General features: G+C 68.6%; 14 protein-coding genes and 3 pseudogenes. 8 read left to right on the top strand and 9 right to left on the bottom strand.

Annotated elements, in window-relative coordinates; translation table 11 throughout:
- Positions 1-34: 34 nt before the first annotated feature.
- Both ABZ725_RS28805 and ABZ725_RS28810 read right to left on the bottom strand, forming a co-directional pair.
- Positions 35-4,024 carry a hypothetical protein gene (locus tag ABZ725_RS28805; protein ID WP_358805445.1) on the bottom strand — a complete coding sequence of 1,330 codons (3,990 nt, stop codon included), beginning with the start codon at positions 4,022-4,024 and terminating at the stop codon, positions 35-37.
- A 2-nt stretch (positions 4,025-4,026) separates the two neighbouring features.
- Positions 4,027-7,344 carry a hypothetical protein gene (locus tag ABZ725_RS28810; RefSeq protein WP_358805446.1) on the bottom strand — a complete coding sequence of 1,106 codons (3,318 nt, stop codon included), beginning with the start codon at positions 7,342-7,344 and terminating at the stop codon, positions 4,027-4,029.
- A gap of 1,153 nt (positions 7,345-8,497) precedes the next feature.
- Here ABZ725_RS28810 and ABZ725_RS28815 point away from each other — a divergent pair.
- A complete protein-coding gene (locus ABZ725_RS28815) occupies positions 8,498-9,169 on the top strand; it encodes a formylglycine-generating enzyme family protein (RefSeq protein ID WP_358805447.1) in 672 nt (223 codons plus the stop codon).
- A 260-nt stretch (positions 9,170-9,429) separates the two neighbouring features.
- On the opposite strand, the gene ABZ725_RS28820 is transcribed toward ABZ725_RS28815, so the two are convergent.
- The 5 genes from ABZ725_RS28820 to ABZ725_RS28840 all read right to left on the bottom strand — a co-directional run bounded on the left by ABZ725_RS28820 (position 9,430) and on the right by ABZ725_RS28840 (position 14,733).
- Positions 9,430-10,638 (bottom strand): PP2C family protein-serine/threonine phosphatase, encoded by a 1,209-nt coding sequence (locus ABZ725_RS28820; RefSeq protein ID WP_358805448.1) that lies wholly within the window; start codon positions 10,636-10,638, stop codon positions 9,430-9,432.
- Positions 10,639-10,969: 331 nt separating this feature from the next.
- Positions 10,970-12,307 carry an MFS transporter gene (locus ABZ725_RS28825; RefSeq protein WP_358805449.1) on the bottom strand — a complete coding sequence of 446 codons (1,338 nt, stop codon included), beginning with the start codon at positions 12,305-12,307 and terminating at the stop codon, positions 10,970-10,972.
- Positions 12,308-12,317: 10 nt separating this feature from the next.
- Complete coding sequence (locus ABZ725_RS28830; protein ID WP_358805450.1) at positions 12,318-13,685, bottom strand: TfuA-like protein; 1,368 nt, start codon at positions 13,683-13,685, stop codon at positions 12,318-12,320.
- A gap of 89 nt (positions 13,686-13,774) precedes the next feature.
- On the bottom strand, positions 13,775-14,005 hold the full coding sequence (locus ABZ725_RS28835; RefSeq protein ID WP_358805451.1) for a YcaO-like family protein: 231 nt from the start codon (positions 14,003-14,005) through the stop codon (positions 13,775-13,777).
- A gap of 509 nt (positions 14,006-14,514) precedes the next feature.
- Entirely contained in the window at positions 14,515-14,733 is a 219-nt protein-coding gene (locus ABZ725_RS28840) for a hypothetical protein (protein WP_358805452.1), read from the bottom strand.
- 164 nt (positions 14,734-14,897) lie between these two features.
- Between ABZ725_RS28840 and ABZ725_RS28845 the strand changes: the two genes are divergently transcribed.
- The 3 genes from ABZ725_RS28845 to ABZ725_RS28855 all read left to right on the top strand — a co-directional run bounded on the left by ABZ725_RS28845 (position 14,898) and on the right by ABZ725_RS28855 (position 16,694).
- Complete coding sequence (locus ABZ725_RS28845) at positions 14,898-15,470, top strand: 3'-5' exonuclease (protein ID WP_358805453.1); 573 nt, start codon at positions 14,898-14,900, stop codon at positions 15,468-15,470.
- 686 nt (positions 15,471-16,156) lie between these two features.
- Entirely contained in the window at positions 16,157-16,348 is a 192-nt protein-coding gene (locus ABZ725_RS28850) for a DUF4180 domain-containing protein (protein ID WP_358805454.1), read from the top strand.
- A 4-nt stretch (positions 16,349-16,352) separates the two neighbouring features.
- Complete coding sequence (locus ABZ725_RS28855) at positions 16,353-16,694, top strand: GNAT family N-acetyltransferase (protein WP_358805455.1); 342 nt, start codon at positions 16,353-16,355, stop codon at positions 16,692-16,694.
- An 87-nt stretch (positions 16,695-16,781) separates the two neighbouring features.
- Here ABZ725_RS28855 and ABZ725_RS28860 read toward each other — a convergent pair.
- Positions 16,782-17,042, bottom strand: a pseudogene (locus ABZ725_RS28860) (hypothetical protein); the annotation flags it as partial.
- 171 nt (positions 17,043-17,213) lie between these two features.
- Entirely contained in the window at positions 17,214-19,109 is a 1,896-nt protein-coding gene (locus ABZ725_RS28865) for an FAD/NAD(P)-binding protein (protein ID WP_358805456.1), read from the bottom strand.
- A 243-nt stretch (positions 19,110-19,352) separates the two neighbouring features.
- Here ABZ725_RS28865 and ABZ725_RS28870 point away from each other — a divergent pair, with 243 nt between their 5' ends.
- The 4 genes and pseudogenes from ABZ725_RS28870 to ABZ725_RS28885 all read left to right on the top strand — a co-directional run bounded on the left by ABZ725_RS28870 (position 19,353) and on the right by ABZ725_RS28885 (position 22,014).
- Positions 19,353-19,577, top strand: coding sequence for a hypothetical protein (locus tag ABZ725_RS28870; RefSeq protein WP_358805457.1), 225 nt, complete (start codon positions 19,353-19,355; stop codon positions 19,575-19,577).
- A 509-nt stretch (positions 19,578-20,086) separates the two neighbouring features.
- On the top strand, positions 20,087-20,704 hold the full coding sequence (locus tag ABZ725_RS28875) for a GNAT family N-acetyltransferase (RefSeq protein ID WP_358805458.1): 618 nt from the start codon (positions 20,087-20,089) through the stop codon (positions 20,702-20,704).
- 155 nt (positions 20,705-20,859) lie between these two features.
- A pseudogene (locus ABZ725_RS28880) lies at positions 20,860-21,063 on the top strand (transposase); the annotation flags it as partial.
- Positions 21,064-21,206: 143 nt separating this feature from the next.
- Positions 21,207-22,014 (top strand): annotated as a pseudogene (locus tag ABZ725_RS28885) (IS5 family transposase).
- Positions 22,015-22,026 lie beyond the last annotated feature (12 nt).

Below are 22,026 nucleotides of genomic sequence, written 5' to 3' on the forward strand. Positions count from 1 at the left end.
CATGTGCACGGGCCGCCTCGGTCTCGCCGAAGAGTCAGAGAGCCAGGACGTCCAGGTAGACGATGCGGCCGATACCTCCCAGATGGTGCTCGGTCTCAGTGATGCACACCCTTCGCGGCGCGTTGCCATAGGGGCCGCCCGTGGTCGGCACGGTGCCGGTCCAGGTCGTCTGTGCGCTGCTTCCGGTCGCGGTCAGCGTGACAGCCGAGCCCGCAATCTCCTCCCACCGCAGGTGAGGGTCGGGGACGGCCGGGTTCGCCTGCTCAACCACAGCGCGAACCGACGGACGGCTACTCGCCGCCGCCGAGGTCCCCGTGTACGCCGGGCCCGTCACCGAGACCGTCGCCGTGCCGGAACCGCGCACAAGGGTGGCCTTGCGCTCCGGACTGAGCTGGACCAGCGGGGCCTGGACAACCTTGGACACCGAGTAGCCGTCGAGCGAGTTCGGCTGGTAGCGCACCAGCGCCAGACGCACGAACGGAAGCCATGCCGCGGGCGGCGTCCCGTTCGGCAGGACCAGCTCGACGTCGGCGTACCAGAGGTCGCGGGCCGCATCGAAGGAGACGTCATGACCGGCGATCGTGACCGTCGTGCCGGATACCTCTGTCAAGGTCACGCCGGTGGCCGACTTGGTCGTACGGGGCAATGACGCCAGTCGCGGGTAGGGAGGCAGGACGAAGTCCGTCACCGTGGGGTCCACACCCTGCGTGGTGAGGTACGGGCGCAGGGCCTGGGGCGGTTCGGTGCTGCTGCTGACCAGCACCACGCCGAGCTTCTCTCCGGCGCCCGATGACCACCAGGGACGTTCCAGATAGATGCGGACGGCGTTGCCGCGACGCCTGCTCTGGTCGGTTGTCGGGGCGTCCCAGCGGAACAGTGGTACAACCTGTCGCACCACCGGGGGCGCGGGCTGCGCGGTGCTCAGGACGGTGCGTTCCTCCTCGTCCGAGGAGGTGTAGATGCCGGGTGCCACGTAGCTGACCGCGAGTTCGGCGTCGTCTGCGAGTGTGCCGCCGGCGGTGCGCGTCAGGACCCGGTTCGCCGGGTCGAAAAGGTAGTCGCCCTCGGCCGTGGCGGGATCGGTGCTGCCCGTCGGCGCCGGCGCAAGGGGAAGACCGCTGACGGCGTCCCTGACCTTCAGCGTGGCAGGCTCCAGCGCGCTGAGTGTGACCCGCCCACCGGCCAGGACAACGGTCGTCTCTTCCCGGAAGTGCTCGGCGTAGCGGCTTGTCGCCAGCCCGGTGTAAGTGACAACGCGATGACGGGTGTCACCGAAGTCGTGCCCGCCGTTGACGTCCATGGCGTCTGCTCCGGGGCTGGGCTCCGGAGCGCGGTCGATGTGGAGCGACAGCGGTGTTTCGTGGAAGGTGCGTGGCGTGACCGGGTCCGGAGTACCGGGCCCGCCGTCGACGGGCTCCTCCCAGGAGGCCAGCACGTCCAGCGTCCCGGTGGAACGCCGATCGAACTGGACCTCCCCCTTCAGCGCGAGGCGGGTAGCCGCAGGCGCTCGGTCAGGGGTCTCCAGGTGCTCGACGGACGGCTTCGTCAACGGAGTACGGACCGAGTGCACCAGGGTGATGGCCTGGCCGGGTGTGATCATCGGGTGGCGTCCCTCGGCGGCCGCTGTGCGCAGCGCAGCGAGATCGATCTGCGTGCTGCCGGGGTGCGCGGCGTTCCACGCGGCGGCCCAGCGCTGAATCCAGCGCCACACTCCCATCACGTCGAGATCGGCGTTGGCGAGCCGGGAGGACAGGAGCAGGCGGTATTCGTGGCCTGGTGCCAGCGCCACCTTCAGTACCCGGTCGGACCAGGACCAGCCATCGGAAGCACCGCTGATCAGCCGAACGCGGAGCGAGGATGCTTCCGGCCAGCTTCCCAGGGCCGATGCCACCAACTCCCTGGTACTCCCAGGCAGTCCCCTGATCAGCAACTGCTTGGCCAGAGGGTCCGGCAGGTAGGTGACGGGCAGCGAATCGGTGTCGAAGAACCAGGTGTCCGCGTTCGCCCCGGTGCCCTGCCGGGCGCTCGGCAGGTCCTCCAGCCGGGCGCTGTCCCGGGTGGCGAGGACCTGGTAGAGGTCGGGCCGCAGGGGATGACCGTTCGCGTCGGCGTCGAGCACGCCATGCTGCTCAGCCAGCGCCTGCGAGGTGCGCGGCGGCAGGACATGCCGGTGGGACTCGGCTGTGGAGCCGGCCGCGTTCTCGCTGCGGATCACCATCCTGTTCACCGATTCGCCGACTGTCTGCGGCTGGCGAAGCAGCACATGGGGTGGCGGTACCGGGTCGAAGCGACGGTGGGTGACCTCCGGCGTCTGCAGGTCTGCTTCGTTGGGGAAGAGGTCCTGCGGTGTGAACGGCACGCTGTCGCCGGCCAGGTCCACCGCACGGGCGCGGAAGGAGTATTCATGCCCGAAGCGGAGCCGAGGCAGGCTGCCGGGCGGCACCGTGAACCGGGTGGTGACGGGGAAGTCCTCGTCCTGGACCGGCTCAGGGTCGGCGAGCGTCCCGTCGGGCTGAAGAGCCCGACCGATCCGGTCGACGGCCAGGCTCCAGCCGGCCCAGCGCATCAGCGACTCACCCAGGTACAGGTCGGTGTCGTCGGCTTCTCCGGACGTGCTGGGCGCCAGGGAGACCTGTCCTTCCTCGGCCGCGTTCACCGACTGTCCGTCCCGCTCGAAGACGTAGGCCCCCTGGCGCGCCATCAGAGACCGCCATGAGGCGTCCGCCTGATCGCGGACGTCCCAGCGATGGCCTCGCACGACGTCGTCCGCGTACAGGTCCAAGGTGCCGGACCGGGGGTTGCCGTTCTGGTCAAAGGCTGCGGAGTTGGCCTCGGCGGCCCGGTCGAACGACTTGATGAGCTCGGTTGCCCGGCCCGTTCGTGCGACCGACAGACCCGCCGACCGCAGCGCAGGCAGAGAGAACTGGTCCGCACCCGCCGAACTGCGCTTCCTCAGTCGGCTGCCGTCCACCACGCGTGAGCGGCTGACGTTGTCGGCGAACTGACGAGACAGCAGCGCGCCGCCGTCCGGGTCGACCGGCACGACCGTGAATCGGTCGCCCAGGCCGACGCGCAGCATCCCCCGGGCGACGTCACTGGCGTCGGCATCGCGCGGCGCGGCCTCGAAACGGTTGCCGCCGATCAGGCAGCGCGTGCGGGGCAGCACATCGGCGCGGCCGGTCGCCGGCGGAGGACTGCTCGACCAGGTGATCTGGAGGCCGGCCCAGGTCTGCAGCGCGGACCCGGTCAGCAGTGCGGTCACGGCGGGGTCGTCGACCTCGAACTCCAGGGCAAGCCCCAGGGCTCGCTGAAGCCCGCGGTACTCGCGGGTCGCGGCGATCATCTGGTGTACGTCCAGGTGCTCCCGCGGCTGTGCGGGCAGTGGCCCGGAGCCGGTCCTGCGCCCCCGCTGGTGGAAGCGTTCGACCTGGAGGAATGCGCGGCCGAGACCATCTGCGGTGTCGGCATCCGCGGGGTTGAACGGGACAGCCCCGTTCGCCTGCAGTTTGTTCTCCAGCGTCTCGGTCAGCTCGGCTCGCCGGGCGTAGCCGCTCTTGCCGTGGCTGCCGACGGTCACCTCCTCGAACCCGATCGGGCCGAATGCCCCGTCCTGATCGAGGTCGTCGTAGGACGGCGGGGCGTCGACGGCCGTGGCGCCGAAGTGTCCCCAGCGGTCGGAGAGGAACGACAGGACATGGCTGACGGGGTAGGACCGGACCACACGGTTTTCGCGTCCGGTGAAGGAATGACCTCGCACCAGCGTTGACTGGTCGAACAGGGCACTCCAACGGGCACTGTCCGGAGTCGAGACCAGCCTGGCGGGCTTGGCCCCGGTTTCGGGAAGGTGGAGCTTGAACTGCGCGTCCGCGAGCGTGGCAGGCCAGTTCAGCCAGTCCGGAAAGTCACCCAGCCGACCGTTGCCGGTGTCGATGACGAGCCGCGGTGCGACATGCACCGTGAAGCGAAGCTTGCCGGATCCGCCGCCTCGGGGCAGGACGGTCCACATGATGTTCTGTCGGGGCATGGTCAGGCTCCCACGGGGGCGAAGGCGGTGCAGTAGGAATCCCAGTGCTGCTGGGTGTAGGCGTCGGAGAAGCCCTGTGCCGAGGCTCCGGCGGTGGCCCCGGCGAGGGCGGCGCGTCCTGTGCCGCTCACCTTCCTGGCCGCACCGGCGCGGGCCGTCGCGGAGTTGCCGCCGGCCAGTTCGCGGCGCACGCTGAAGCTCACCGAGGTGTCGAAGAAGCACAGGTCGATCGAGATGGTCACCCTTGCCTCACCGACCAGACGGTCGGGGCCCGAGTAATAGGTGAGCGCGAGGTAGCAGTCCAATGAGGCGGAGACCAGCCCCAGTACGCGCACACGGCCGCTGAAGCGAACGTAGGCAGAGAGCTCCACCTGCTGTGCGGTCGAGTCGCCGGCCTCGACGGTGCGCACGCCGAAGTAGATGCCGATCTTCGCTTCGACGTGGCCGGAGACCGCGCCGGCCACGTTGAAGGACGTGCCCGCCCCCACCTCCAGAGCCGTCTCCAGGCTTTCCACCCCGTCGGCGCCGGCTTCCAGGGCGAAGAAGCCGCCACCGCCGAGGAACGAGATGGTGAGGGAGAACGGTGCCTCCCGGGAATTGACAGCGAACCTCAACCGCACGGGCGATCCGTCGAAGGGCAGATACAGGCCTGCGAACAGGTTGAGCGTGCCGAGGGAGAAGACACCGAAAGCAAGCGACGGCAGAGCCAACGACAGTTCGGCCTGGACCTGCTGCCCGACCACGCGGACATCCAGCGGTGACCCGCCGGAACCGGCGGGGGCCGCGGCAGCGCGAGGCATCAGGGTGCCGGTGCGAGCGGCTGAAGGTGTGCCGGGAACCGACAGTCTGCAGAGCTTGGCGATTTCCTCCAGGTACTTCAGCGGCCCGTGGAAGGAGACCTGTCCCAGCTCGCAGTCGATGTCGGTGGGACGCCCCTTGGCCGCGGTGAACTGCAGGGACTTGATTGCCACAGTGACGAAGTGGCTTGCGCCGCTGTCGCCCCAGATGTTGATGGCGACATCGCTCAGCCGCCCGCGGACCGTGTAGTCCGCGTTCAGCGGCGGCAGGAGCCGCATGATGGAGACGGCTTCGACGTCCAACCGCCCACGAGGGCCTGGAACGAACATGCCGAGGCTCCCGGGGCCGGCCTTGAGCTCGGGACTCCAGGAGAGCCGCGCCTCGACCCGCTCCAGCTTGCGGACAGCACCTTCCACGCGGTCGAACTCGCGGGTCACCACCTTGATGGCCTGCCGCGGGTTGGGCACATCGCCCGCCAGGTTCTTCACCACATCCGACAGCCGCACGCCGCCCAGCAGATTGACGTCCAGGTCGGCCAACATCTGGGACACGTCGAACCGCTCACGCGCCACCTGGGCAAGGTCGCCGGCCACCGGTCCGAACTTCCGGGACAGACCGTCCATGATCAGACCCGGGGTGACGATGCCTCCGCTGCGCTCGGCGGCGAACTCCAGAGCAGTAAGGGCGCTGCCCTGCGCCTTGGCGAGATACACACCTGCCGCATTGTGCGCGTCCTCGAAACCATGGGCGACATAGCCGGCGAAATACTTCAGCACGGCCGCCGGCGCGTCAGGCGCGAACGCACGCACACCGGCCGGGAGTTCGGCGACCACCTGGCTCACCGACGGGAAGGCCGGCACACCCTTCGCCGCGGGATCCGCCATCGCCATACCGAACGACAGCGCCCGGACCGGCAAACTGGTGTCGCCCGGCTTCGACGGGGCGGCAAGAGCGACGGACTTGCCTCCGACCCATCCGAGACGTACGGCATGGTCCACGGGAGTCTGGGTGTTGTACTTCGTCGCCACGGCGCCACGCAGCGAACTGTTGCGGGAACCCTGTTCACTGATGAAGACCACAGGAGCCGTGAACGAGACGCGCCGCCCCTGCCAGTCCACACCCGTGAAATGCAGCGGCAGCGGGGCAGAACCGGACTCGGCGAGGAACGCATAGGCGGTATCGGCTCCTGCGACCGGGGCGGCGGAGGCCGGAACGTAGGGACGCGCCTGGTCGAGTGTCGCGGTGGTACGGGTCACGGCCTGGATCCGCCGGAACGGCATCGCTCTGCCGCCGTTGGGCATGTTCTGATCGCTTTCATAGCGACGCTCACGCTCGAGGACGACCAGAAACGTGCGGGTACGCAGGATGCCGCTGACGGTACCGCCTCCGTCCGCCTCCATCTGGCGCTCCGTGACCTGCACGTACGCCGCGCGGTGACCGAAGGGGAGCAGATAGCCGTGCTGGGCGACACGCACCTTGTTGTCGCGTCCCAAGCCCATGCTGTGCGACCACTCCGACAGCCCCGACGAGAAGGAACTGCCCGTGGTGTCCCAGGAGCCATGTGCCTCCAGCCCAGCGCCCAAGGCGGACAACGACAGCAGATCAGCCTCGATGGGGGCGGGCAGTGACGTGGTCCGCACGGAGAAGTCGGACGACAGGCGAACCAGGTCGTAGCGGTTGCGAGGAGTCAGCGATGTCGGATAGGGACCGGTGGTGGGTACGGAGGCGGGGTTGCCGAGCCACGACGGAAAGCGTGCATCACGGAGCCAGACCGCTCTGAGGGGCCGGGCTGCGTCGTCCTCCCGCACGGTCCACTCGCCGTCCTCGCCGCCGTCCACTCGGGAGCCGAGCCGGGTGTTCCACAGTTCGGTCCAGCCGCTGGGCGAGGACGGAACAGCGGCAGTCTCCACATGGCACCAGCCGCTGCTGCTGTCAGGAGAGACAACAACACCGAACGGCACTTCCAGCGACGTCTCGTGGCTGGTGGGCACGCGCAGCTCGCCCTGGAACGTCCCGGGCACGTCGCGGCCCTGCGCGTTCGGCACCAGCCTGGCGGGGAAACCGGCCCAGTGCAGCAAGCCCGTCGTGGTGTAGGGCAAGGGAAGGTGATCGGTCACGTCGAAGGCCAGACGGCTTGCCGCACCCCACTCCAGCGATACAGGCGCCTGGCCCACGGTGCCCGGATCGGGGAAGGAACGTTCCTGCGCCGACTGGGGGCCGAAGTCCACCACCAGGAAGGCGGGCTGGCTCGCGTCCTGCTTGACCAGCGTCGGCGCCCCTGTCTTGCCGCCGACCTGAAGGTTCACGAGCAGAATCTGCAGGTTCATCATGTCGTCGCGGCGACGGAGCAGCACAGCCCGGACCGGCACCGCAGTGGCTCGTGCAGCAGAACCGGATCCTGCGGTGGGGCCGAGGCCGTGCACTGTGCCCACCGCGGCAGCGACGGCGATGCCTGCCGCCCCGGAGTAGCGCAAGAACAGCCGGCGGGAGACATCCTTCTTCGGCGGGGGCATAGGTGCCACGGCCACCTTCCTCGGTCAGTGATGCGGGCAATGTCCAGACGGCGAGGCGCCGTCGAGACCCGGTGCCCGAACGCGTGCAACGAGCGGAGCGCTGCACCATGGGCGGGTTGGCCTCAAGAGCTGAGGCGGATGACGTTGCGCGGGGCCCGGCACAGGGCCCGCACGATGCCAGAGACGTTCCGCAGGAGCGGGGCGGGGCGCTCATGGACACGACTGGGCTGAGTCGGCAGCCGGCGAAGGAGGAGCGGGCAGGGCGCAGGCGACCATCACTCACCGGGTCACCACGCTCCTGTATCTCCCGACCTCGCGGTGCGCCGTGTATGTCAGCGGTCCGGCGAGGTTGACGTCTGGCCTTCCGTCCGCACAGACGGCAGACGGATTGGAACAAGACAACCTGCATGCGGGCTGGAACCGCCTGAGCAATCACTACTCAGCCCTGTCGGAGCCCGTCGCCGGCTGACCTGGCAACGCCACCTCCACTCCAACACCGCCCTCGACACGGCCCGCACCACGGCCCTGGAACACCGCGGCACCATGGAGGACCTGCGCCGGCAGGCCTTCGAGCGAGGCATGGCCCACGCCACGGACGTGTCCCGCCTCGTGGTGTAAGCGACCTTGCTCGGCGCGTTCCGGTAAGCCGCGCGTCGGCCGCGTCATGGGACACGGCACACACGTCGCGCAAGGCAGTCATGTTTCGACGGCACCGGCTGGGCGAGGGCGCGCACTCGCGCCGAGGCGAACGACCCTGGAGGCATGGCCCGCCTCCGCGCTGCGACACGACGACGTCTGTCGGGTTCAGGCGTACCGGGACCGGAAGACCGCTGACCGGATCTGGGGCCTCGAATTGATCCTCGGTGAGGCGGAGTGGAACGGTGACACGGACATGATCCGGCCGCTGACCTGCCCGGTCTGCGGCCGGATCACATTCGCCGGCGGGGACCGACGCCGGGACGCGCGCTGCATTTGTCCCGTCTCGGACGATCTGGACTGTGGGCAGAGCAAGCGACCTGCGGCGACCAGATCGCTTGAGACGCCTGGTCGCCGAGAATCTCAGTGGGTCTGGTCCCGGGCGCTTGGATGCCGGTTGCTGACTCAGTTGTATGGTCCGACACCGTCGTGGCGAACTGACACGTCTCGGTAGGATCTCTTGATCATGGACGTGATCGAGGGAAACGAGATGGTCGCCATCCCGCCGGGGAAGGTAACGCTGTCGGACCGGCGGACGCAGCGCAGTTGGTCGGTCGAGCTCGCGCCTTACCAGCTCGCGGCATTCCCGGTCACCCAGGCGTTGTATGCACAAATCACCGGCCAGCGGCCGAGCACCGCCCACGGGGACCAGTTGCCCGTCGAGTGCGTTTCCTGGTGGGACGCGGCACGGTTCTGCAACGCCCTGTCCCTGCGCGACGGGTTCACGCCCGCCTACCACCTCCCTGCCGACAGCGAAGGCATCGAGTGGGACGGGTCCGCCGACGGGTACCGGCTGCCGACCGAAGCCGAGTGGGAGCACGCCTGCCGTGCCGGTACGACCGGGCCGCAGTACGGGCCGCTCGACGAGATCGCCTGGTACCGCGGAAACTCGCACGAGCGCATCCACGCCGTGGGCGGCAAACACCCCAACCCGTGGGGTCTTTACGACATGCTTGGCAACGTCTGGGACTGGTGCTGGGACGTCTACGACGCCGAGGTCTACGGCACCTACCGGGTGCTCCGCGGCGGTGGCTGGTTCGATGAGCACTGGAGTTGCCGGGCCTCTGCGCGGCGTCGCAGCCACCCGACATTCCAGGTCGACGACGTAGGGTTCCGCATCGCGCGCTCCCACGTGTGACGACCGGTTTCCGCGCGTCGTCGAACGTGACGTCCGCCGCCTCCGCCGACGGACGGCGCACCTCTTCCCACACACGGGGACGCCTCACCATCTCACTTGATGTTGTCAGCCAACATCGTTTCCACGTCCTGGCCCGCCGCACAGCGACGCATTGACTTTCCTCGGGTTCCCAGCAGGGACACCAGGGGAGAGGTGCCGACCGAGTACCCGGCCGGCCGAAGACGGAGCACGAGCGCAGCGAGGCTCGGCGCAATACCGCGTCACCGGTGCTGCGGGTGCCATTCGAAGAGCAGAATGGTTGCGTCGTCCCGCAGTTGGTTGCGCTGGTAGTCGAGGATGGCGTGGATGAGCAGCCGCAGCGCCTCGGCTGGGCGCTGTCCGGCGGCGGAGGAGCGGATGATGAAGTCAGTGAACCGGTCGAGGCCGAACTCCGCACCGTCCGCGTCGCGCGCCTCCACGACACCGTCGGTGTAGAGCAGGACGCAATCGCCCGGTTCCAGGGTCGCCTCGTGGACTTGCCGGGCTCCCGGGGCGAGGTGGCCGGCCAGGCCGATCGGCGGCTGCGGCGGGCTGTCCAGCGCCTGGGCGAGCACCCGCTCGGCACGGATCAGCAGCGGTGGGGGGTGACCGCAATTGACCCAGCGCAGCCTGCCGGTCTCGGCGTCGAGCCGGCACAGCACGCCGGTGCAGAAGTGGTCGGGGAGCCACTGGGCGAGCGCCTGGTCGACGGAACTGACGACGGCGGCCAGGTCGGCACCGGCCCGGCGGGCGTTGCGCGCTGCCGCCATGGCGACCGACGTGGTCAGGCCGGCGGTCAGATCGTGACCCATGGCGTCGAGGATCATGGTGTGCAGGATGTTCTTGGCCACCGAGTGGTCGAAGGCGTCGCCGGCGATGTCGTACGCCGGTTCCAGGACCGCGGTCGATACGCACCTGCTACTGCCGATGGTGCGGGGTGGCAGGAAGGCCCGCAGCATCTCGGCGGGCAACCCCATGGTCGCAGTGCGGGTGCGGGAGGCGAGCCAGTCGCTGTAGGTGCGCTTGGAGGTGATCAGCATGGCGAACAGTTGGGCCAGCATCCGGCTGCGGCGCATCCGCACCCCGTCGAGAGAGGCGGTCCGAACCGCCAGCACGCCCAGCCGCTCTGCACCGTCGACCAGAGGCATCCAGAGGATCAAGCCGTTGTCGGCCTCGGCCACCTGCGGGGAGACCGTGCGGTACGCCCAGCCGGCCGACGAGCGGTCCACCGCCAGCGGCTCCAAAGCCTCGTCGAGTGGGATGAGCAGCTGTTGTTGCAGGTCGACGAGGTAGATCAACGCGGTGTCCAGGCCGAGGGACGAGGCGCACCGGTTCGCCAAGGCGGGCAGTTCGACTGGCAGGGCAGTCTGTGCCTCGATGATCAGCTCTTCCAGCCGATTCTCGTCGACGGCGGTGTCGGGACCGGACGACGCCTGTGGTGGGTCCGACACGGGGATCACCCCTTCCTTGCCCAGTTTCACACCGATCCCGTCCTCTCTCACGTCAGCCCGTGGCGAGGGCGAGAGCGACGCCAGGACGGTCGGCTCACCCGGCCGGGCGCACCTCATGCGCCAGCCACGTGATCAGCCGGTCCGGGATCAAGATCACCGTTCTACCGCCAAAATCCAGTCCGATCCTTCACATGGGCCGACGGGACTCCCTCAGTCGGCCTTGCTCCTGACGTGCGAATCCGAGAACGTCCGGTGAGACAGAGGCAAAGTCGTGTGAGGCGGGACACCTGGCGCCTCCCGGCGGTCCGTAGAGCGCGGGGGTTGTTCCGGGTCATGGTGCTGAGTCCGTCGGCACAGGATGCTGCGGCGTGGCGACCGGGATGCGCATGAGCGGTGCGGGCAGGTAGCGGCCTCTGCGGTGCCACAGGAGACCTGCGGTCAGTGCCAGGGCGGCGGCGCAGAGGGGGAAGAGAGCGTGGATGGCGTCGGCGGTGAGCAGGGCACTGGTGGCTGCGGCGCCGACGGCGAAGCCGCCGGTCCAGGCGAGCATGTGGGCGCCGTTGTAGCGGCCGCGCGACGCGGGCGGGGCGATGTCGTTGACCAGAGTGGGCGGGACCGGGCTGAACAGAGTGCCGCCCACGGCGAAGACCACTGCCGCGACGGCGAGGACCACCGGCGAAGGGCGGTGGGAGACGGCGATGACGGTCCAGGCGAGGGCCATGCACGTGAGTGCGGCGGCCAGGACGCCGGCCCGGCTCCTTCCGGGCAGTCGGCGCTCGACGGGGATCTGCAGGATCGCGCTGGTGACCATGAAGGCGGCGAACATCCAGCCGAGTCCGGCCTGCGTGCCGTCGGCAGTGGCCAGGGCGGGGAGGCCGATCTGCAGCTGGGCGAACCCGGCGGCGACAGTGAAGGCCACCAGAAGGCATATCCGGCGCAGGACCGGGTCTGCCGCCGCCGTGGCGTACCCGCCGCCCGGCCCCACGGTCCGGGGCCCGGCCGACTCTTCCCCCTGCGGGTCCGCGGGCCGGGGCGAGGAGGTGACCCGTACAGCGACGAGCAGGGCGAATCCGGCGAAGGAGAGCGCGTCCAGGACGTACAGCGTCGTCAGCCCTCTGCCGGTGCCCAGCACGACGAGCGTGACCGAGGCGGCTGCGGCGCCCAGAGCACCCCCGAGGTTGACGGCCGTGTTGCGCCAGGCGAATGCCGCCTGACGGACAGGGCCCGGTGCCGCCTGGGCCAGCATCGCGTCCAGGGCCGGGGCCAGCACGGTGAACGTTGCGGTGTGGGCGAGCATCGCCGCGCCGCCCGGCAGCGGACTGGAGGCGGTGGCCATCGCCACCGAACACACCGCGGTCACGGCCAGGGCCGTGACGACGACCGCCTTCGGCCCGATCCGGTCACACAGGGCGCCCCCGAGGGTGGCACCGGCCAGGGCCATGAGGGCCCGCGCGACGAGCAGCAGGCCGACGACGCCGACCGGGGTGTGACATACCTCGTGCAGATAGACCAGCAGAAACGGGACGGTGGTACCCGTCCCGATGCTGGACAGCAGTTCCCCGCCCACCACGAACCGCGCCGCCGTGGGAAGACGACGCGTCTTTCCCGCGTGGGGGGCGGACCGGAGCCGGGCACGGGCGCGGTCACGGATGGTTTCGGTTGTCGGCACGGCCGGGCCCTTACCGGCCCCGCGCGCCGTCGCCGGCGGCCGCTGTCTGCAGGACCAGCGGACCGGTGTCGGGGTGAGCCTTGTCGTACAGGTAGAAGGAGCGGGCGCTTGCGAGGAAGTCCCCGACAGTGGCGAAGCCGCGTTCCAGCACCGCATCCTCCAGGTCGTCGCGGTCCCACCGCTGGGCGAAGTGCGCCAGGATCTTCTCGCTCCGCAACTGGGCCGTCTGTAGCGTGGGGCGTCGCAGCCGTAGCATCCGGTGGAATCGCAGGCAGCTCGCCAGCCGCTCACGCACCATCAGGTGGGCCCCGGTGGTCTTCAGCTCGTCCAGGAACGGGTCATGGCAGAGCAGCGAGTGATGGGGGAACAGGGCCGGGCCGCGGCCTTGGCGGTGCGTACCAGGTCCGGCAGTTCGCGTTCGGCCGCGGTGCACCACCGCTCCAGGCCGGGATCCGCCTCCGCCCCGGGGGCGAGCAGGCCGAGGAAGCGCAGCCGTTTCCCCCACGTCGGCGATCGGCAGGGCGTCCGTCGAAGCGGGCACGACCACGGGCCTTTCGGTGTGCTGGGCGGAGCGCATGGCTGTGTGCTGGGCGGCCAAGTGCCGCACGGCGACCCGTTCCCGGAAGGACGGGTAGTCCGCGGCCAGTACCTGGGCCAGCCGGTGCATCTGCTCCTCGGACACCCACCCGGCCGCCGGGTCGTGGCTGCCCCGGGCGGCCGACCGCCACTGGCGCAGATGCAGGGTCTCCCGCAGCCGCCACGTCCGATCGCCGCCGCCCTCGGGGCGTACGCCCGATCCCAGGACGGCCTCCAGCAAGGCCAGGGCGTCGGTTCGCTTGACGTCCGGCGCGCGGGTCAACACCTCGTCGACTGTCGCGAGTTCCCGCTTCCCGATGCCACCGTGCGCGGCGGCGGCCAGGATCGCCTCTCGGGTGCGTTCGACGAACGGCAGCCGCGCCTCGGCGGCCGGTACCGCCTCGGCGACCCGGGCGCAGAGCAGGCCACAGGCTGCAGCGTCGGCCAGGGCATGGCGGACACTGACCAGTGCCTTGGTGTAGCTCTGGTAGTCCTCGGCCTCGGTGCCGTGCAAAAGTGCCTCTTCGTCGTTCGGGGTGATCACCCCGCAGTGGGAGTCGGCGAAGAACCGGCCGTGGCCGGTCATGCCGAATACGGACAGCTCGACGGCCCGCAGCGCGCCCCTGCTCGCCGCCCTGTGCACCCGCACCTCGGAGTCGAGCAGGTCCAGGATCTCCTTGTGCCGCACCGCCGGTCGGCGGTCGAAGAACCCGGCTGCGATCCCCACCGTGTCCCCCGGGCGGGCGCCCAGCCGGGGCAGATCACTGGCGGCCACCGGGGGCAGTACCACGACGTGCTTCACGGGTCGTCCCATAGCTTGCTTTGCAGCATGTCCCGCACAGCGGTCCCATACCGCGCGGGGCAGAGAGGGGTCGGTAAACAGAAAAACGGTCATCGGTAGTCCTCGACGATGCGAAGGCCGGGGGTGACCACCTGGACCACCGGGACGCCGAACCCCGGGCGTGTCAGGTCCGCCTGGAGCACCCCGCCGGAGGCCCGCTCGGCCACCGTGGCCGCTACGGCACGGAGTTCCTCCGCCAAGCCGCTGATGCCGGTGGTCGGGGGCAGGAAGGCCCGGGCCGGGGTGGACTGGGGAAACGGGGGCCGCAGCCGGGACGCCATCCATGGGTAGGCGGGCCTGCGCGGCCACGGTCAAGGCCCTGCACAGCGCCACATCCGCGTCCCGGTGGCAGCCCTGGTCGGCGAACCTCATGGGCAGATCCGCCGACGAGATCAAAGCTCATGGCAGGGCAGCGCCGCTGCCGGAGTGAAGTCGTGCACGCGGACCCGCGCCGTCACACCGTTGCCCTGCGCCACCGACAACGTCCGCCTGTTCGGCCGGAACGCTACGAAGAACTGACCGAGGACGCCCCCATGCGCGCTGACAGGATCAGTCGGCGACTACGATCTCGTTGTGGTTGTAGCTGCCCGTCCTGCCGGCCTAGATGATCCCGATCTCGGCAACGTCCTTCATGGCATCTCCTGTTTCATGTCCAGTGGTTCTCGCGCGTGCGCGGTGATGTGGATGCCTGAAACGTATGCGGGCGCACAACGTCCTTGACTGAGTAATCGGTACTTCCTTGCACGTTCAGGACGCCCCGTCGGGGGGTTCCCTCGCCGTCTACTGGCCGTCACCTGCACCAGTGTGCAGAGGCGAGTTCACCGGTGAGGCGGATACGGCGGACGAGCAGCTGGTGGTGCCTGGGCTGTGCGCTGGCGAGGTCCGTCATGACTGAGTCGTCGAGGCGCAGGCCTGGGTGCCCTTGCCTTGAATCGCCGGTCTCGTCGACGACCACCGCGGCCCGGTCCTCTTGAAGCACCGCGATCCGGCCCATCGGGCTCTCGAACATCTCACTTGTCCGCGCACCAACCGATGATCTCTGATGGCTGTACGCGAGCACACATCCTGCCTGACCGGCGAGGCGGGTTACGCCAGTGGTCGCCGGTGGGGCGGTAGCAGGGGACGGCAGGCAAATTCAGTACCCAGTCAGGGAATTTCTTTCTACCCTCGACCATGGACACTGTCGAGCAGCTGCTGAATGTCGTCGATGTCGAAGCGACATGCTGGGACGGTGAACCGCCGCGCGGGGCAGTCAGCGAGATCATCGAGATAGGGCTGACCGTCGTCGACCTTCGCGCGGGTGAGCGGGTCGCCCGGCATCGCGTTCTTGTGCGGCCGGCACGGTCATTTGTCAGCGACTTCTGCACCGAGTTGACCGGACTGACCCAAGCGGAGGTGGACACAGGCATCGGATTCGCTGAAGCTTGTCGGCTGCTGGCGGCTGAGCACCAAGCCGGGGCTCGCCCGTGGGCCAGCTGGGGCGACTACGACCGCCACCAGTTCAGTCGCCAATGCCAGGCCACTGGCACCATCTACCCTTTCGGGAAGCGACACACCAACGTCAAAACGGCCTTCACCCAAGCTCACCAGCTACGCAAGCGTCCAGGGATGGCCCAAGCCCTGCACATCACCGGGCTGCCCCTGGAAGGCCGTCATCACCGAGGTGAGGACGACGCCTGGAACATCGCCGCATTGGTGCTTGCCCTCGCCAACCAGGACGCCTGGCCCGGAACAACAGCGGCCTGAGCAGGCCGACGCTGCCGCTGAGAGCAGGGAGGGACTGGCTGGCGCAGATCTCTGGATGATGGTGCCACCGGTCGAGGGGAGCGGTTGGAGAGGTTTGCGCAGAGTGGCGGGCTGACCGCCGGGCGCTTCGGGAGCGGCTGCGGATGGAGGCGGCCTAGGGACCGCGATGCCGGTCAGCCGCCGCCTGGCGATCGTCGACGACTGCGCGGAACGCGTACTCTCGCACGGCGCTCGGCGCCTGGAGGACACGCTTCGCGTCGCGACCTGGACGGTTCGGGCGACCAGCACCGCCGATCCCGACCTCATCGTGAACACACTCCACCAGGGCGGTGCTCAGGCATCTCGACGCTCTTGACAGACTTGACGGTCTCGACGGGATGGTCATGTCGCTGTCTCCTGTGCCGTGTGGGGGAGGACGGGACACCCTGTCCAGAGCTCTGGACACGTAGCCATCGCAAGGTGCCATCACCTCCACTGACACATCAATGGTCTGGACCATACCCGTCACCCGCGCGCACTACTGGTACCAATTACTCACTCCCCTGGATTGATCCGGCTGCTAAAAAAGCTACGCCTGGCAGTGCAGCCCCCGGAAGCCATCTGCCCGGGCCCACGCCATCCCGAGACCGGCCACCTGCTCAAGAACCAGGCCCAGCCGATCCTGGACTTCCCGCTCACGCCCCAGAATGAAAGACGACTTCATGGTGAATTATCGCCTGGGACTGGCCGTCGTCGGGGACATCTCCCGGCACACCGACGCCGGCACCGCACTGCAGGACCTCGTCAGGGAGAGCAACCGGGGCACGCAGCTCTGGTTCCTGCCCCACATCGACGCCTTGCGCACGCGGCTGGCTGCGGGGAGTCGTGAAAGGAAGTGAAAGCATGCAGACAGCGAGGCTGGTAGTCCGGAGGTTCACGTCGGCAGACGCGCCTGCCTTGGCGGCGTACCGTTCAGTTCCAGAGGTGAGTCGGTATCAGTCCTGGGAGTCGCCGGTGCCGATGGCGGAGGCCGAGCGGTTGGCGGCCACGTTCTCGGCCGGGGACCCTCGCGATCCGGGGTGGTTCCAATACGCCGTCGAGCGGCGGGACGTTCCGGGGCTGATCGGCGACGTCGGGGTGTGCCGCAGTGACGACGGCCGACAGGCGGAGCTGGGCTTCACGTTCGCGCCGGAGTTCCAGGGACGCGGGTACGCCACCGAGGCGGTGGCGCGGGTGGTGGAGTAACGAGCCCTTCAAGGTGACCAGCGCCGCCTCGGGCGGGATGGCACCTGCCTGGCGCAGCGCTTTCCTCAACGAGACGCCGTTCACCAGATCCATGATGATGGCGGCGCCTTCGGAGTTCTCAATGTTTTCGTGGAAACGGGCTACGTGGGGTGTGTGCAGTTGGCTCAGCAGTCTGGCCTCGGCTCGGAATCTCGCCCTGAACCGCAGGTCCTCGAGCAGTTCGCACGAGAGGTACTTGATGGCAACCGGGGGTACCGCCGCTGTCGCTTGTGGCCCGCACGACCGTACCGCTGGTGCCCGTACCCAGTACTCGTTCGTGGACGTAGCCGGGTACCTCCCACGGTTCACCAATCACACCACCGAGCTTGCCGTGCATCGCGCCTCTTTCATTCTGATGTCGAGCACATTCGCCGGTGTTCGCACCAGCGCGACGTTCAGGCAAGCAGGCCGTAGCGGGCGGTTCGAGAGTAGTTTCCACTCAAGTGGTGACGTAGGGCTGTGCGCCGTTGAGACGTGCAGTCATGTGTTGTCGGCTGCTGCCGCACGCAGGGTGGCTCTCGCCACCGCATCGGCGTCCGAAAGCGTGACCGAATCCACGCCGGGTCGGGCCCCCGCGGCGGTCACCCAGTGCACGCCCTCCGTGGGCACCCCGAATGCGAACCGCCGTGGGTGCGCTATTCCCTGACGGTCAATCAGGTGATACGGGCGCGGCGTCACGTCCAGGCCACCGGTTTCGTAACCGTCCACGAGGTGCGGGCGGCATGCGCCTGCCCGGAAGAGGCCGGCGAGGAGTTCGTCGGCGGTGCGCCTCAGATCCGGCTCCGGCAGCCGCGCCTCGACGAGCGTGCGCACGCGTACGGTGGAGCCCGGCACGTCGGGAGAGTGCGCGACCCAGCCTTCGGCCTCGGCCCGGACCTCCAGGCGCGGGCCGAGGACCTCCAGGACGCCCGCCTCGATCAGCGCGGTCATCTCCTCGATGCGCCGCCTGGGCGGACCGATGGACAAGAAGGCGTTCAGCGGGGTGTACCAGCGGTCCAAGTGGTCCTGGCGGGATACGCCGGACAGGCCGCCGTGGTCGACGATCAGCCGCAGTTCGTTGCGCAGGTCGCGCAGCACGTCCAGGGCGGCTTTGAGGGGGCCCTCGACATTGCCGAGTGCGGCCTGGGCGGCATCTTCCCGAAGGTGGTCGAGAAGCCAGTTCCGCCAGTCTGTGGGGGAGTTGAAAGTCCTTCCGCTGTGCGGGCTGGAGATGCGATCCCAGCACAAGCGGTCGGCAGGAGATATGCCGAACTCATCGAGGAGGACGCTCTCCTGAAGCCCTTGGTGGGCGGTGGCGAGGAAACGGTCCCGGAACCCCCGCCGGTCCGTCCCCTTCCGGGCGGCGAGCAGGGCTTCGTAGTAGACCGTCTCCACCTCCTTCGCCACCAACGGCCATATCTCGGCCAGGAAGTCCGGGGCCTCACCGGAGTCGGCGCGCTTGCGGAAGTGGGATATCACCTCGTCCGACAGCAGCAGCGGCGTATGGCGGCCGTAGGGCCCCTTCGCGTTGTCGCCGCGGGCCTGGTGGGGGACGCCACGGCGAGAGCCCGCGTACAGGCGGGGTTCGCGGCCCGAGGACCGGTAGCGCAGTCCGCCAACGGCGGTGCGGATGAAGCGGCCGCCACGGCCGGTCGTCAGCAGGGCCATATGGTCGAAGAAGTTGAGGCCCAGGCCGCGCAGCAGGACCGGCTCGCCCGGCGCAAGCGGGCAGAGGTCGACGTCCGAGGGGTTGGCGGGCGGGATGTGGCGCAGGCCGTGGCGGGCCGCGTGTGCCGCGAGCTCCTGCTGCGCCGGGTCCGCGACCGAGGGGAGGTGGCCCTGGGCGAGGACCACCGCGGACAGACCGACCAGGGTACGGCCGGTGGAGAGGACGAGCGTCTGGCGGCCGTCCGGGGCGTCCTCCAGGCGCTCAGCGCGGGCGGTGTGCACCTCGACGTGTACATCCTCCGGGGCGCCGCCGACCACTTGCGCGAACACCCACTCCAGGTAACGCCCGTACTGGGCACGGGTGGGATAGTCGTCCGGGCTCACCGTGCCGCACACTCGTTCACCGCCTCGCGGCCCCGACTCCCTCCGACTGCCTGAGCTGTTGCCGAGAACCCACTCGTACAGACTCGGCCCCGGCCGGACCGGCCCGGCGCACTCCACGCTCTCGTCGGTGAACAGCGTCACCTGACAGGCCACCGTGTTCATCAGCAGCTCCGGGGACTGGGCGGTGCGCCAGACCCGGCCCGGACCCGGCGGCGCCGGATCGATGACATGCACGGTCAACCGAGTCCCGCGCGGGAGGAGTTCGGGAGCGGAGGCACAGAGGCGTTCCAGGACGCTCGTGCCCCGCGGACCCGCGCCGACGAGAGCGACGGAGACGGATTGCATGGTCTCGACTGACAAGACGGGTGACTCCCGGGCGTGAGGAAGCATGAACGCTTCTTTCCTGGGTGGGCATTGACGGGTGACACCAGCCACACGCTGCGGCTGTGGCGTTGGCGCGGCTCGCGCGGCTACATGACGAGTGAGGCCAGTGCCTTTGCGGCCTCCCTCGCGCTGTGTCATCTCCCGGAATCTCACTGACGCGCCGCCAGGTTAGGGCGGTTACTCATGTGCGTACATGAGTAACCAGTGCTTATCGCGCTGCGACGAGATGCCGTGCCATCGTGGGACGAGCGGCCCGTAAGGGAATTCGTCCGGCAGCAGCGACTGTTCAAGGAAGGCCGGCTCGGCGCCATCCAGGCGGCTTCCGACAGGTTCGCCCACATCGCCGACTGCACTGTTCGCCAGACTCACGCGGGCGGCCGCCGCGCCGCAGACACCGTCAACCGAACCCAGCCGGGCCAGGCGGCGTGAGCAAGGGGTCGGCAGCGTGCGGCAGGAGCAGGGGCAACGGGTGCTGGAGGCGCGGCCGAGCGGATCTTCGTCTCCTTGACCGGCTGCAGCGGGTACGACGTTCTACCAGACGTGGAGGCGTGAGACACGAGAATATCTATGGCTCCAGTGTGGAGTTGAGTACCGACTACTCGTCCCTAATGGAAGTCCAGTGAGAGTGGAATCCAATCAATGATTGAGCGGGTTTACTATTGGAGGAAGCCGGGGAATGGATAAGCTTGATCGCCCGGCGGGCATCAATTGGGATATCGCGTATGCCTGCCCGCTGCGGTACGTTGCGCGCCTTCAGTCAGCCCCGCAAGATGGGGGGAACATTTTCAGTCCATGGATGGGTTCGACGAGTGTCTAAAAGCGATGAACAGTGCCAGGTCCTGACCGATGCTGGCGGTACTCCCGTCCTGACGTACCTGCAGGGTGTCCGTGAGGGGCGCCCGTGGGCGGACCTGGCGAAGGTGGTAGGCCCTGATCCCGTGGAGGCCATCCTTGCAGGGCTGTCCGGATGGGCGCTTTCCGGATCGGTGGAGCTCGGCGAACAACTGATCCGTCGCGGTGCGCGAATCATGCGACACGCCCACAGCATGCGGCGGAATCTGGTGTCCGCCCCGCCCCCGCCCGAGTGGACCACACTCACGTTTCCAAGCGGGTTGCGCGCAGTCTCGTGCGACCGCGATGCGAGCGATCTGTTCCCCGCATGGCGCGCGGCCTTCCCGCCGGAACATATCGATCACTACAACGTCAGTGACGAGGAAGCGTTGACCGCAGAGTTGGTGCCCCTGCTTGCGGGCAAAGTGCTTGGGCCAGTCATGCCGTGCAGTTCATTGCTGGTGGATGCGGCCGATCACGTCATCGCCGGCGTGATCGTCACCGACCGCGATGGCCTCCCCTGGATCGCAGACGTCTTCCGTCAGCCAGGCGCACGTCATGCCGGACTCGGAGCCCAACTGCTGCGCTGTGTACTGGCTGATGCTACAGCGCACGGTTTGACCGAAATTGCACTCGTGGTAAGCGATGCGAATCCGGCCCGCCGCGTCTACGAGAAGCTCGACTTTCAACTCGCCAGTACCTCGCTCACCGTCGTCGTGCCTTGAGTCAGGGACCCCGTTTGAGAATGCGGTTCAAGTTACTCGGCTGAGTAGCAGCAGTACTACGGTTACTGATCTCGGCGTTTTACAACGGCTGACACAAAAAGGTGGATCCGCGCTGAGGGCCGTGTTCAGGGAGGGAGTGGAGCGTTCCGTCGGGTGTGGGGATTTCGCCGTGGATCGTGTCGGATGAGCTGTGGGACCGCCTTGAACCGCTGCTGCCGCAGCGTGAGCGCAGGTTCCGATATCCCGGCCGCAAGCCGTTGCCGGACCGAGAAGTGCTGTGCGGGATCCTGTACGGGCTGCACACCGGGATCCAGTGGGAGTACCTGCCGCAGGACCTGGGCTTCGGCTCGGGCACGACGTGGGGACAGCATCGGCTTCAGGGCAGCCTGGCTGTCGTGGGTGTTGGCCGCGGAAATTCCGACACGTAGAGCTCGTAACACGATCTTGTTGAACGGTCCTGGTCGGGCGTGGCTGTTGTGACGGTCTGATCGTTCGGGTGGGTGTGACGACTCGGCCGTGGATCGTGGACGACGACTTGTGGGCGCTGATCGAGCCGTTGCTGCCGCCTTGGCCCGAGCGGTCTCCGGGGCCGAAGCCGGTGGCGGACCGGCTGTGTCTGCAGGGCATTCTGTATGTCCTGCACCAGGACGTCGCTTGGCAGCTCCTGCTCCTGGAGCTGGGGTCGGCTCGGGGCAGACCTGCTGGCGGCGCCTGGACCGCTGGCAGCAGGCAGGCGTCTTCGACAGGTTGCACCGCATCCTGCTCGCGGAGCTGAACGCGGCCGGCGAACTCGACTGGACCCGCGCGTGCGTGGACGGCTCCCACGTCCGCGCCAAAAAAGGGGAGACGCGACCGGTCCGTCGCCGGTCGACCGGCGGAAGACTGGCAGGAAACACCATCTGATCTGCGACGGGAAGGGCACTCCGCTCCACGTCATCACGACTGCGGCGAACGTCAACGACATCACGCAGACTCTCGCCCTCGTCGACGGCATCCCGCCGGTGGCCGGGCGTCCGGGCCGTCCCCGTCGACGCCCCGAGTCCATCCTGGGCGACAAGGCGTACGACTCCCGGGTAGTGCGCCGTGAACTGTGCACACGCCGGATCATGCCGGTCATCTCCCGCAAGGGCGCCCCGAACATCAAGGGCCTGGGCAAACTCCGCTACGTCGTCGAGCAGGCCTTCGCCCTCCTCCACCAGTTCAAACGCCTCGCCATCCGATGGGAACGACGCCTCGAACTCCACGACGCCTTCGTCTCCCTGGCATGCAGCCTCATCTGCTGGCGACGCCTCAAGAAGGCCCACCCGTGATCCCTTTACGAG

The organism is Streptomyces sp. NPDC006872, from assembly GCF_040635845.1.
Classification (GTDB): domain Bacteria; phylum Actinomycetota; class Actinomycetes; order Streptomycetales; family Streptomycetaceae; genus Streptomyces.

Excerpts from the sequence above, each read along its gene's own strand:
- ABZ725_RS28850 (WP_358805454.1), top strand. The coding sequence starts at position 16,157 with ATGAAAGACGACTTCATGGTGAATTATCGCCTGGGACTGGCCGTCGTC.
- ABZ725_RS28835 (WP_358805451.1), bottom strand. The coding sequence starts at position 14,005 with ATGGCGTCCCGGCTGCGGCCCCCGTTTCCCCAGTCCACCCCGGCCCGG.
- ABZ725_RS28840 (WP_358805452.1), bottom strand. The coding sequence starts at position 14,733 with ATGTTCGAGAGCCCGATGGGCCGGATCGCGGTGCTTCAAGAGGACCGG.
- ABZ725_RS28815 (WP_358805447.1), top strand. The coding sequence starts at position 8,498 with ATGGACGTGATCGAGGGAAACGAGATGGTCGCCATCCCGCCGGGGAAG.
- ABZ725_RS28865 (WP_358805456.1), bottom strand. The coding sequence starts at position 19,109 with ATGCAATCCGTCTCCGTCGCTCTCGTCGGCGCGGGTCCGCGGGGCACG.
- ABZ725_RS28805 (WP_358805445.1), bottom strand. The coding sequence starts at position 4,024 with ATGCCCCGACAGAACATCATGTGGACCGTCCTGCCCCGAGGCGGCGGA.
- ABZ725_RS28855 (WP_358805455.1), top strand. The coding sequence starts at position 16,353 with ATGCAGACAGCGAGGCTGGTAGTCCGGAGGTTCACGTCGGCAGACGCG.
- ABZ725_RS28845 (WP_358805453.1), top strand. The coding sequence starts at position 14,898 with ATGGACACTGTCGAGCAGCTGCTGAATGTCGTCGATGTCGAAGCGACA.